The organism is Shimia sp., from assembly GCF_049116215.1.
GTDB lineage: Bacteria > Pseudomonadota > Alphaproteobacteria > Rhodobacterales > Rhodobacteraceae > Shimia.
Genome location: NZ_JAGDZB010000003.1, coordinates 563497 through 575004, shown reverse-complemented (window position 1 = coordinate 575004; position 11508 = coordinate 563497). Strand labels below are relative to the sequence as shown.

At 55.4% G+C, this 11508-nt stretch carries 10 protein-coding genes; 4 read left to right on the top strand and 6 right to left on the bottom strand.

The features are described 5' to 3' along the window. The first annotated feature begins 93 nt into the window (after window positions 1-93). Window positions 94-543 carry a MarR family winged helix-turn-helix transcriptional regulator gene (locus JXR15_RS11380; protein ID WP_422053340.1) on the top strand — a complete coding sequence of 150 codons (450 nt, stop codon included), beginning with the start codon at window positions 94-96 and terminating at the stop codon, window positions 541-543. 80 nt (window positions 544-623) lie between these two features. Here the strand turns inward: JXR15_RS11380 and JXR15_RS11375 are convergent, their stop codons facing one another. From JXR15_RS11375 to JXR15_RS11350, 6 genes are all read right to left on the bottom strand, one after another. Further along, window positions 624-1319 carry an ABC transporter ATP-binding protein gene (locus JXR15_RS11375; RefSeq protein ID WP_422053339.1) on the bottom strand — a complete coding sequence of 232 codons (696 nt, stop codon included), beginning with the start codon at window positions 1317-1319 and terminating at the stop codon, window positions 624-626. Beyond that, window positions 1306-2028, bottom strand: a complete 723-nt coding sequence (locus JXR15_RS11370; protein WP_422053717.1) for an ABC transporter ATP-binding protein — start codon at window positions 2026-2028, stop codon at window positions 1306-1308. Before JXR15_RS11370 ends, JXR15_RS11375 begins: the two co-directional genes overlap by 14 nt. After that, window positions 2025-2972 carry a branched-chain amino acid ABC transporter permease gene (locus tag JXR15_RS11365; RefSeq protein WP_422053338.1) on the bottom strand — a complete coding sequence of 316 codons (948 nt, stop codon included), beginning with the start codon at window positions 2970-2972 and terminating at the stop codon, window positions 2025-2027. Before JXR15_RS11365 ends, JXR15_RS11370 begins: the two co-directional genes overlap by 4 nt. Continuing rightward, a complete protein-coding gene (locus JXR15_RS11360) occupies window positions 2969-3895 on the bottom strand; it encodes a branched-chain amino acid ABC transporter permease (RefSeq protein ID WP_422053337.1) in 927 nt (308 codons plus the stop codon). The genes JXR15_RS11365 and JXR15_RS11360 overlap by 4 nt, the downstream gene beginning before the upstream one ends. A 54-nt stretch (window positions 3896-3949) precedes the next feature. Further along, complete coding sequence (locus tag JXR15_RS11355; RefSeq protein WP_422053335.1) at window positions 3950-5254, bottom strand: ABC transporter substrate-binding protein; 1305 nt, start codon at window positions 5252-5254, stop codon at window positions 3950-3952. A gap of 107 nt (window positions 5255-5361) precedes the next feature. Then, window positions 5362-6372 carry a hypothetical protein gene (locus JXR15_RS11350; protein WP_422053334.1) on the bottom strand — a complete coding sequence of 337 codons (1011 nt, stop codon included), beginning with the start codon at window positions 6370-6372 and terminating at the stop codon, window positions 5362-5364. A gap of 457 nt (window positions 6373-6829) precedes the next feature. On the opposite strand from JXR15_RS11350, the gene JXR15_RS11345 reads away from it, so the two are divergent. Genes JXR15_RS11345 through JXR15_RS11335 form a run of 3 tightly spaced genes read left to right on the top strand, consistent with a single transcriptional unit; the run spans window position 6830 to window position 11484 of the window. After that, window positions 6830-7609 (top strand): copper chaperone PCu(A)C, encoded by a 780-nt coding sequence (locus tag JXR15_RS11345; RefSeq protein WP_422053333.1) that lies wholly within the window; start codon window positions 6830-6832, stop codon window positions 7607-7609. Window positions 7610-7669: 60 nt separating this feature from the next. Further along, complete coding sequence (locus JXR15_RS11340; protein WP_422053332.1) at window positions 7670-9733, top strand: hydantoinase/oxoprolinase family protein; 2064 nt, start codon at window positions 7670-7672, stop codon at window positions 9731-9733. Further along, window positions 9730-11484, top strand: a complete 1755-nt coding sequence (locus tag JXR15_RS11335) for a hydantoinase B/oxoprolinase family protein (protein WP_422053331.1) — start codon at window positions 9730-9732, stop codon at window positions 11482-11484. Before JXR15_RS11340 ends, JXR15_RS11335 begins: the two co-directional genes overlap by 4 nt. Window positions 11485-11508 lie beyond the last annotated feature (24 nt).

Below are 11508 nucleotides of genomic sequence, written 5' to 3'. Positions count from 1 at the left end.
CAAAAACTTGTGTGTATACCAATGGATTTTGCGGCAGCTTTTACACGTCTGTCAACAAATCGCACATCAGCGCCCGCAACAAGGCTTCCTGAGATGACCTCCGAAACCCCACAACTCACCGCATCAGCCGCCGCAGACTCCTACGCGTTGGACGACCAAGTTGGTTTCTTAATTCGCCGCGCCAATCAACGGCATTTGTCGATATTCGCGGATGCCATCTCTGATTTAACCCCTACCCAGTTTGCCGCGCTTTCCAAACTTTGCGAACATGGCGCTGTGTCGCAAAACGCCTTAGGCCGCGCCACAGCAATGGACGGCGCCACAATCAAAGGCGTGGTCGATCGTCTGCGCGCCAAAGACCTTGTGACCAGTTCCCCGGACCCGACTGACCAACGCCGCATATTGCTCAAGCCCACTGCGCAAGGTTGGGATCTTTTCGAAGCTGTTGCGCCCGCCGCCCACCAAATCACCCAAGACACGCTTGCGCCTTTGAACGAAGCAGAACAAACGATCTTCCTTTTGCTGTTGAAGAAGCTCACGTGATGAATCGGATTCAAGGTGATTTTTGCACCTCCGCAATACAGTCGCGATACAGACGCAATACCGACGTGGTTTTTACTGCGTCAAACCCCAAGATGTGACGCCAGTTTTTTCGGGTTAGAAGCCATCTCTGAACGCGTCATTATGCCTCTTATCCGTCCATTTTCCAGGAGCGCCACGTGATCTGCCAGTTCGACAATCGCGTCCAACCGCTGCTCCACCAACACAACCGCAACGCCTTGCTCTCGCATCCGGATAGTCGCGTCCTGAATCGCAACGATCAAAGACGGTTGTAGCCCTTCCGTTGGCTCGTCCAGCAACAGCACTTTAGGGCGCAGACACATCGCACGGCCCATCGCCAACATTTGTTGTTCACCGCCGCTTAAGGTGTTGGCGCGCTGCCGAAATCTCTCCGCAAGCCTGGGAAAGATTGAAAGAATTTCCTCTACAACAAGCCGGTCCTTACCGTTTGTCAAACGCCCGACCTCAAGGTTTTCCGCAACCGTCAACGCGCCAAACAAACGCCGCCCTTGCGGCACATAACCAACTCCGTGGCGAGGCACAAAATGGGCTGGCAATGATGACAAGACAGTCTCTTCCAACGTGACGTTTCCGGCCATCAGTGGCAGCAATCCCATGATCGCCTTAAGCGTGGTTGTTTTGCCCGCGCCATTGCGTCCGACCAAGCACAGGATTTCCCCTGCCTTCGCTTCAAAAGACACCTCCCGCAACACCTGCGCCCGCCCATATCCTGCCGACACCCCCTCAAGCCGCAGCATCACCACCTCCTAGATACGCCACCTGCACTGTCTCGCTTGCTTTGACCTCTTCCGGTGCTCCCTCAAAAATCACCCTACCAGAATCCAAAACCGTCACGAAATCAGCCACTTGCATGACAACATCCATATTATGCTCAATCAACAGAACGGTGATGTGGCCGCGTAGCTTGGCGAGCAATCTCACGAAATCAGCCACTTCACCATCGGCCAATCCTTGTGTTGGTTCGTCCAAAATCAACAATTTTGGTGCCTGCGCCAGGCCCATTGCAATCTCCAACAAGCGCTGGTGCCCGTAGCTCAGATCCCCGGCATCCACTGTTTGCCGTGCCTCCAACCCGACTTCGTCCAAAGCCGCGCGAACTGCGTTTTCTACCGCCTCAGTTGTTGTTCGCTTTCGCCGCGCCGCCAAAGCCACGTTTTCCCACACACTCAGGTTTGGAAATATGGATGTGATTTGAAAAGTGTAGCTAATACCTGCCGCAATGCGTTTATGTGCCGGCCAGCTGGTCACGTCATTCCCATCAAAGGTGATGCGACCGGACGACGGTGCGATACGACCTGACAACATCCCGACCAACGTGGTTTTGCCGGCGCCATTTGGCCCAATTAGGGCGCGAACTTGGCCATGTGGCACGTCAAGTCCTACCCCGTCTACTGCGAGCAAGCCGTTGAATCTCTTAATTAATCTATTGGCAGATAAGAGGGTCATGGAAGCCACCGAATAGCCCGACGACGCAACTCGCCCATTAAACCTTGCGGCGCAAACAACGTAAGGAACACCAAAACCACACCGGCAATCAACATGTAAGCGGTTGTGACGCCGGAACTTAGATCAATTAGGTAAAACATAAACAGCGTTCCAACCAATGGTCCAAGGACTGTTCCCGTACCGCCCAGCAGGACCCACAGTAAGGGTAAAATTGAGTATTGGACCGATGCAAAAGAGGCCCCGACATACCCAAACAACACCCCATACGCAGCCCCGGCCAACGCAGCCAGAGATGCGGACAATCCAATCGCTGCCAACTTGTACCTGTCCACGTCATACCCAAGCATGCGAGCACGCTCTTCGTTTTCGCGAATGGCGATGAGCACTTTTCCAAAGCGTGATTTTACCACTGCCAAGCACATTAACAAGGCGGCACTAAATACTATAAATGCAGAAAAATATCGTATTGACGGGTCGGACAGATCCCATCCAGCAATGTTCCGATGTGCCTGCGCAATAACAAACCCCTCGTCCCCTCTGGTGTATTGTCCAAAGTACAGGATTGTAAGGTACCCGGCCTGCGCGAACATCAGTGTCACAATCATAAACGCGACCCCCTCTGTACGCAGTGCCAAGGCGCCAATCGCGACGCCTACAAGGGTGCCAAATAGAACACCCACTGCCAAGGCGACGCCAGCGCTCACGCTAAACTGTGATATTGCCAACCCCATGCCATAAAGACCTGCCGCAAAGAACAGCGCATGACCAAGGCTTAACAACCCCGTGTAGCCAAACAACAAATTGTAACCCATCGCGTAACTGGCCAGCACCATGATCCGCGCCAGATTGCCGTGATGGTATGCAGGCAGCACAAATTGCGAGGCAAACAACACAGTCAGCACGCCGCCGTGCAGAAGCAGAGATTTCCGAATGTCTCCAGTCATGTGTCACGCGCTCCAAACAGGCCCTGAGGCCGGAACACCAAAACAAGCGCCACCAGCAGTGTCGCGAGGATTTTTGCCAGTGTCGGAGAGAAGAAAACCGAAATAATTCCGTCAGATAGCCCGATCAGCAACGCAGCCAGTACGGTTCCAGGCAAGCTGCCCAATCCACCGATGATGACCACAATAAAGCTGAGCAACAGCGGATCATGGCCCATCAGATAATGCGCCTGCTGAATCGGCACAATCAACACCGCTGCCAATGCGGCCATGGCTGCCCCAAGGCCAAACACCAAAGCGTAAACCCTTTCCACCGGGATGCCGAAGGCCAAAGCCATATCGCGGTCCTGTTCGGTGGCCCGCATCAACAGTCCCAGTTTGGAACGCGTCATCAGAACCCAAAGACCAATCAACACCAATCCGGCAGCACCGATCACCGCAAGTTTGTAGCTGGTGATAGACAACCCCCAGGGCCAATACAGACTGATTTTTCTATCGACAAACTCAAACCAAGGTAGGGCCAGACGAGTGTTAAACGGCGGCACCACGGGCCGCGCATCTGGTCCGTAGGTCATCAAGGTAACCTGCTGCAAAATATATAAAATACCGATGGTCGCAACAATGGTACGTTCCGGATCATAGTTGATCCGTTTCAGAACGGTCAAATCCGTCACCACCGCCAAAAGACCCACCAAAACCGGCACGACAATCAGTGCGATAACAAAGCCAAAAGCCGCTGAGCCACCCAACATATGCGTGACCCACCAGGCCAAGACCGCACCCAGCATAAAAAACTCACCATGCGCGACGTTCACCACCCGCATAACCCCAAACACCAACGCCAAGCCAGAAGCGGTCAACGCCAAGACAGCTGCCGTGACCGCGCCCTCCAACGTGGCAAGCATCAAATATGGTCCAAAATCCATCAACACCCTCGCCTCAAAATGGGCGCGGCTTGAGCACCGCACCCAAGTTCACTCTCAGAGCGCCTGCGAGGTGTAATCCACCTCGTCCGGATAGAACGTGTCTTCAATCGACGTGGTGTGCACCAAGAGCAATTTTCCATCCACCACTTTGGTGATGTATTGATGGCCAAACACCTGGTGGGTTTTGCCGTTGAAGATTTTTCCCCCTTGTGGGTGCGCGTTGGAATGCGGCATGTCGGTCATCGCTTCCACGGCCTCAACTAGCGCAGCACGATCCTGCGGCCCGCGATATCCGGCACTCTCCATCCCAGCTTTCACAACGTGCAGCGTTTCCCAGCAGCCAAACATATGCGCGTAAGTGGACACGTCTTTGGGATCACTCACGGAAGCGCCGTTGGCGTCCACACCAACCCGTTCCCGGAAAAAGGCGTCATATTCGGACTGATCTTCCTGCGCATAACGCGGATTGCCTTCCCAGAAGTAGGTGCCATCCAGAAACTCAAGTCCTGGGCTGCCAATATCCACTGCTTCCAAGCTGTCGATAAAGCCAAACATTTCCGGACGTTGCGGCCCAAAAAACTCACCGAGCTCTTTCACAAAGGTCAGCACGGCCGGTCCAACCATGACGTGATAGATCACTTCCGTGTCACGCGGGATTTTTGGGAAGTACTTGGTGAAGGATGTCTCTGTAGGCGGGATCGCAATATGCTCCAGAACTTCACCACCCTGCGCCTCAATCGCCGCAGTGAAATAATCGCGGTGGTCATGCCCAAACGCAAAGTCCGGGAAGATCATCGTAACCTTCTTACCAAGGTTCTCCGCCACAAATGGCGCCATCGCCTGCACCTGGCTCTTCACATCCGTGATGCCCGGCTGCAACGTGTAGCGGTTCAACATCCCGCTCGCCACGTGGTGGCCTTCAGACACCACAAAGTACGGTAGCTTCAACTCTCCAGCACGCGGCGCGGAGCCGATCACGACATGAGAGAACAAAGTGCCAAAGCCGATGTCACAGTTGTGCTGCGTGGCAAACTTCTCAACCACCTCGGCCCCACGTTTGGGATCGGTCCCGTCGTCTTCAGCCACAATCTCCAGCGGGCGTCCATTGATGCCGCCTTGCTCGTTGATCAGAGCGGCGGCCGCAGATGTTGTGCGATCATACCACCGCCCATAGGCGGCGCCGATGCCGGTTCGGTGCACCTGAAAGCCCACTTTGATTGGCTCGGACGTTTGCGCCCCTGCGTAGCGCGCCCAAAGCGGCATGGCTGCTGCGGCACCTCCGCCAAGCGCCAAAGTTTTGAGCGCATCACGCCGTGTTGGCTGCGCTCCTGTTACTGGTACGGTCTTGGATTTGGTCATCACTTTACCCCCTGTGTTCACATGGTCTGTGACCGAAAATTCCGTTACTCTTCACAGCTGTTAGAGTGCGAATGAATGACGGTTCTGTCTAGAGGGCGCGTGTTGTGTCAGAAGCCGCGCGGGGATGCAAGCAGCCAAAGGCCAAAAAAGGTGTAGCAAATCATAAAGATAGCGAGGGGCACCTGAGACAGGAGCGCCATGCGCGCGGATCCGAAGTGCCGGACAGCAACCGCGTGGGCAAGCAAAACCGCCACGATATGGCCGATCACAACACCACCTGCCTGGCACAGCCAGAGGACGCGCACACTCTCTTGAGTGTTAAAAAATCCGGTGGTCACGTAGACATGTCCGAGCCCCAATAGATCCTGCCCCCGTGCCCAAGGATCGGTCGCCGAGATCAGCGCATACTGTGCCTCTACAAGAAAGCTCGTGAAGTAGTGCGCAAAATGATACCCGAGCGCGATTGGCAATACTGTGGGAGCAAAAAGGCAAAACGCAGTTGCAAGGCTTACGTCGGTGACCCGTCCGAGCATCAACCCCATCCAAAGCGTCGCAGCAAAGACCCCAACCAGCAGCACATTGCTCAATATCAGCCCGGCCAGAGTTTGCCAAATAACCGCTGAGCGACCGGGAAACTCCAGCGGGTTCAAGCCAATCTGTGCCAGCCACCAAAAGGTTTCGTTCACGCCATCAAAGCTACCGCTGCCCAGCACCAACAGGCACAACAGTGCCAACCCCGGCGGCACCGCACGGCGTTGAGCAATTTGCCAGCCCCAAAGTCCAAAGGCTCGACTTTTCGAGTACCGGCCAAACGGTGCCAAACGCGCGTAGAGCTGCATAACCATGCCTATGCCTTCAGCCCTCAAAGCCCAACGATGGCCAAACAGCAGAGTGCCAATCAGATGCAACAGCCAATACGCCGCCACAGCCCGAGCCAATCGCGCAGGATCAGAAGGAGCTATGTCCGCCAGCAAAAATGTGACAAATCCCAAAAAGGACACCACGCCAAGGCTGTGGCCAAGTTTTGGAGACAACCGAAATTTTGGCTGATGCCCCATCAGGGATTGCAAGATCCAAACAGGCCCAGTCCACGGATTTATCCAACGCCAAAGGTCCATGACAAATCCCTGCACAAAAACAAGCCCAACCCACCAAACGGTCCAGATTGTTAGGGGCAATGGATTGGCGAATGGATCGCGAGACCCGTTCAAGCCAATATAAACAAGCCACATAAGAATAACGCTGGATAGCAGGCTAGGTACTTTGGGTGAAAGGCTCGACCGATTACGCCAAAGTCTTAGGGGCGTGAAAATCCGCAACGCGGCGCTGCTTGGCAAAAATGCCATAAATGCGACTGTCAAAGCCACCGCAAATACACCTGAGGCGATGTAAAAATCCGTCGGTAGAAGCAGCACGAAGCCGCCCTCTGAGGTGTGGGCCCATGCGGGGCCAGAGACCATTGTAACACCAGCAAACGCGGGTCCACAGATAAGGCGCCAGCGCTTGAAACTGGGTGTTTGGTGGGACATCGTGACGATCATGCGGCGAATATAGCGACGGGTTTATGAGATGAAAGTGCGAAAGATTGCGGGGGTTTTGGCGCTGTTTGGCTTGATTGTCGGGCTCGGTTGGGTTGCTTTGAAACCAAAATCCGAGGCCCAAATTTTGTTGTCCAACGCGACCGCGGCACCGCTCGCGGCACAGCCGAACCAGCTCGCCGTATTTGTCACGATGGAGAATGTCGGACCACCGGACCAACTGATGTCTGCCAGTGCCACACACGCACAAGATGCGACGTTCAGCGAAAATCATGGGCTGCTCGCTCTGCCCGCCAATTCCCGTACTTCTCTGGCCGCAGACGGGATTTTTCTGACACTGAATGGCATTGGCGGCGACTTGGCAGACGGGCGGACCTTCCCAATTTCATTGTCGTTTGAAAAGGCTGGCACGATCACGACACGCGCACGCCTGGTAGCCCCCAAAGTTTCTGGCAAAGCGGCAGATGTGGGTCTCTTTGGCATCGGGGATATTTGTCAGGTGGGCGACGGAGAGCCAGCGCCACGTATTGCGATCTCCGCCAATGAAACCGAAGACGGCTGGCAGATTGACGTTCTCTCTGACGACTTCGAATTCACGCCAAACCTTGTCGACGGGCCACATGTTCCGGGCACCGGCCACGGCCACATCTATCTCAACGGTTTGAAACTCGGCAGGCTCTTTAGCCCGACAACAAAAATAGGCCACTTGCCTCCCGGTCAGCACGAGATTCGGATCACATTGTCGACCAACGACCATCGCGCCTACGTGATCGGAGACAAACCGGTAACGGCTTCGATTCGAATTCACAGCGATTGACAGGCAAATATCCCTGCCTCCATCATTTGCGTGCAAATGGATTTGCACGGAGGATCGCGGGTGGCCGAATCTGATAACACGCAAACCGGCACGGTTGTTGGCGTCGACGTAGGCGGCACCTTCACCGATCTCATTGCCTTGAGTCCTTCAGGCCTACGCCTGGCAAAAGTGCCCAGCACCTTACACGATCAGTCCAAGGGCGTGATGTCCGCGCTTGAAGCTGCGGAATGCGAAATCGCAGCACTTGACCTCATTGTGCACGGCACAACCACCACCACCAACGCGGTTCTTGAACGCAAGCTGGCCCGAACCGGCCTCATCACAACAAAAGGCTTCCGGGACATCTTGGAACTTGGTCGCCGCACTCGACCTCAGGCCTACGGTATGTTTGGCGAATTTACGCCTCTCATTCCCCGTGATCTTCGCCTTGAGGTCGCGGAACGCATGGACAGCGTTGGCAATATTCTGACACCGCTAGATATCGACGGTGTCACTGAAGCAGCCCAAATCCTGCTGGATCGTGGGTGTGAGGCTGTTGTCGTGCATTTCCTGCACGCCTACTCAAACCCTTCTCATGAACGTCAGGCGGTCCAAGCGCTATGCAAGGTCTGGCCCAACTTATACATCACCGCCGGCCACGCATTGTTGTCGGAAAGCCGGGAATTCGAACGCGGGGTCACCGCTGCGGTGAATGCATCGGTCCAGCCGGTCCTCACCAAATATATCAACCACTTATCCAGGGCTCTGACGGAGCAAGGGTATGCCCGAGACCTACTGATTATGAACGGAAACGGCGGTATGGTGCAGGCCCAGAATGTCTCTCAGGAAGCGGCCAAAACCGTGATGTCCGGTCCTGCATCGGGAGTCATGGCCGCAGCCTTCACCGGACGCGCGGCGCAAGAACCCGACCTCATAACCTATGATATGGGCGGAACATCTACGGATGTTGCCTTGATCCGGGACGCCACGCCTTCGGTCTCAAATGAAATCGAAGTCGAATATGGCATGCCCATCCATGTACCCATGGTGGATGTGCGCACAGTTGGTGCTGGTGGCGGGTCCATCGCAAAAATCAACTCCGGTGGTCTGCTGGAGGTTGGTCCAGAGAGTGCGGGCGCAAACCCCGGCCCAATTTGCTTCGGGCACGGCGGCAAACAACCAACCATCTCAGATGCGAATTTTCTGCTTGGGCGTCTCCGCCTTGCACACCTCTCACCTGAGGAACAGAGCGCCCGATCCCGTGATGTACGCCGCGCCTTTACCGAACACCTCGCATCGCACCTGAAGTGCTCCGCAGTTGAAGCAGCCTCTGCGGTTGTTCGGGTAGCCAACACCAAAATGGCGGGGGCAATCCGGATGGTGTCGTTGTCCTTGGGGGCCGATCCCCGGGACTTTGCGCTCTTTGCTTTTGGTGGCGCAGGGCCTTTGCATGCCGCATCGTTGACAAAAGAACTGGACATACCTCGTGTCATCATCCCGACCCGACCCGGTCTGACCAATGCTTTGGGCTGCGTGGTTGCCGACCTGCGCCATGACTTTGTGCGCACCATCAACGCGCCGTTGAGCAAACTGACTCAATCCAAACTTGCCACGGTCTGTGAAGAATTGATCCAGGAAGGCAAAACCTTGATCGGTCGGGAATCTGTTCCACTGGAAGGCGTAGAGGCCCACCTGTCTCTCGACATGCAATTTGTCGGACAAACCCACCTTCTCCGCGTGCCAATAACGGAGGAGAGACTGTCCATTGACGACATTCAAGCCCTTTTTGAACACGTGTACTTTCAGCGGTTTCAGGTGAAACTGGACGAAATGCCAGCTTCTGTGGTGAACGTAAACTGTTCCGTTGTTGGTCGGCGCCCGCCGTTGGATCTGACTCTTCTTTCGAGTAGAACCTCACGCGCGCCAACTCTTGAGGCTGCACAAACACAGTCGAGACAAGTCTTTTTTGACAACACTTGGATAGAGACGCCAATCTATTCTCGAGACGCTCTTCCGTCTGATGCGACACTCACTGGCCCGGCGATCATAGAACAAATGGACACCACAATTGTGGTTCCACCGGGGGCTAGACTTTCATCCGATGTGGTTGGCAATCTTGTCCTGCATGTCGGAGCGAATGTATGACGCTGGACCCTATCACACTCACCGTCATTCAAGCTGGTCTGCAGCAAGTTTGCGACGAAATGGACCTCGCCTTTTCGCGGGCCGCCTTTTCTCCGGTCATCGCGGAGGCCAACGATCGCTCTGACGGGATTTATGCCGCCACCGATGGCGCATTGATTGCCCAGGGGGCCGCAGGCTTGCCTGTGTTTGTCGGCACCATGCAGTACTCGACACGCGTTCTGATTGAGATGATCGCCGCAGGAGAGGTGGCGGCCCCGATTCCCGGCGACATTTACATCGTCAATGACCCCTATCTCGGGGGCACTCATTTGATGGATGTACGCTTTGCCAAACCGTTTTACCGTGACGGAGAAATCTTCTGCTGGCTGTCCAACACAGGTCATTGGCCCGATACTGGCGGAGCCGTCCCAGGCGGATTTTCCGCGTCTGCCACGGCCGTTGAGCAAGAAGGACTACGCTTACCGCCCGTCAAGCTATTCAAGCAAGATGTTATGGACAAAGAGATATTTGCAATCATCCAGTCCAATATTCGAGTTGCAGACCAGCGTATCGGAGATGTGCAAGCCCAAGCTGGCGCCCTACGCGTAGGCGAATCCCGCCTGTCCGCATTGCTTGACCGCTATGGCGATTCAACTGTTTCGGATGCCATCGACCAGCTACATCAGCGTGCGGAAGACCAAATGCGCAGCAGTCTTCAAAACATCCCCAAAGGCACCTACACATCCACAGCATTTGTCGACAGCGATGGTGTGATCAACGCGCCGCTGACCATCGCGCTTTCGGTCACCAAATCTGACGATGGGCTGACCTTTGACTTTACGGACAGCAGCCGGCCTTGCCTCGGTCCCATGAACTCAGTGAAAGCCACGACGCACAGCGCAGTCTACCTCGCCATGCGCCACATTTTCCCGGATGTGCCGATGAATGCCGGGGCCTTTGCGCCCTTCACGCTTACTGGCATCGAAGACACCTTCCTGGACGCCAAATACCCGCGCCCGGTCTCCGGCTGCGCCGCCGAAGTATCACAACGCATCGCAGAAGCGGTTTTTGCAGCCCTCGTTAAGGCCATCCCCGAAAAAGTCACAGCGGCCCCCGCCGGTACCAGCGGAAACTTTGCGCTTGGCGGTTTTGATCCCGCGCGCAATCTCAACTACGTCATGTATCAAATCTCAGGCGGCGGTTATGGCGGCAATGCTCATCACGATGGGCTGTCAAATGGCTGCTCGACCATCGGCATATCCAAGGCCCCGCCCATAGAAATAATGGAGCAAGCCTACCCGGTGCTCTATCGTCACTACGCCTTACACGAAGGTTCCGGCGGTGCAGGCGAACATCGTGGGGGATTTGGTTTGGACTATGAGGTCGAACTGCGTCGCGGTGAGGCCAAGGCCAGTTTTGTCATGGACCACGGACGCTTTGGTCCGCAGGGGGCTCGCGGTGGCTGTGACGGCGAGGTCAATGAGGTCACCGTGTATCGTGAAGGCGTGCCATACACGCCGGAACACTTTTCCAAGGAGCAGGACATTCCGCTTGCGGCGGGTGACCGGGTACACGTGCAAACGCCTGGCGGAGGCGGGTATGGCGATCCGCTAGAGCGCGCCCCTCATCTTGTTGCCGAGGACATTCGCCTCGGCCGATATACCATTCAACAGGCAAAGAACTTATTTGGCGTGGTCATCACATCATCCTTTGAGGTAGACAGCGCGGCAACTTCAACGCTCAGAAAAGAAAAGCGCGCCACCGCTAAGTGACGCGCTTCAACTTCCTGATATTAC

Bases quoted from the DNA above. Each gene is read 5' to 3' on its own strand.
- JXR15_RS11380 (WP_422053340.1), top strand. From the start codon at position 94: ATGACCTCCGAAACCCCACAACTCACCGCATCAGCCGCCGCAGACTCC.
- JXR15_RS11375 (WP_422053339.1), bottom strand. From the start codon at position 1,319: ATGCTGCGGCTTGAGGGGGTGTCGGCAGGATATGGGCGGGCGCAGGTG.
- JXR15_RS11370 (WP_422053717.1), bottom strand. From the start codon at position 2,028: ATGACCCTCTTATCTGCCAATAGATTAATTAAGAGATTCAACGGCTTG.
- JXR15_RS11365 (WP_422053338.1), bottom strand. From the start codon at position 2,972: ATGACTGGAGACATTCGGAAATCTCTGCTTCTGCACGGCGGCGTGCTG.
- JXR15_RS11360 (WP_422053337.1), bottom strand. From the start codon at position 3,895: ATGGATTTTGGACCATATTTGATGCTTGCCACGTTGGAGGGCGCGGTC.
- JXR15_RS11355 (WP_422053335.1), bottom strand. From the start codon at position 5,254: ATGACCAAATCCAAGACCGTACCAGTAACAGGAGCGCAGCCAACACGG.
- JXR15_RS11350 (WP_422053334.1), bottom strand. From the start codon at position 6,372: ATGGACCTTTGGCGTTGGATAAATCCGTGGACTGGGCCTGTTTGGATC.
- JXR15_RS11335 (WP_422053331.1), top strand. From the start codon at position 9,730: ATGACGCTGGACCCTATCACACTCACCGTCATTCAAGCTGGTCTGCAG.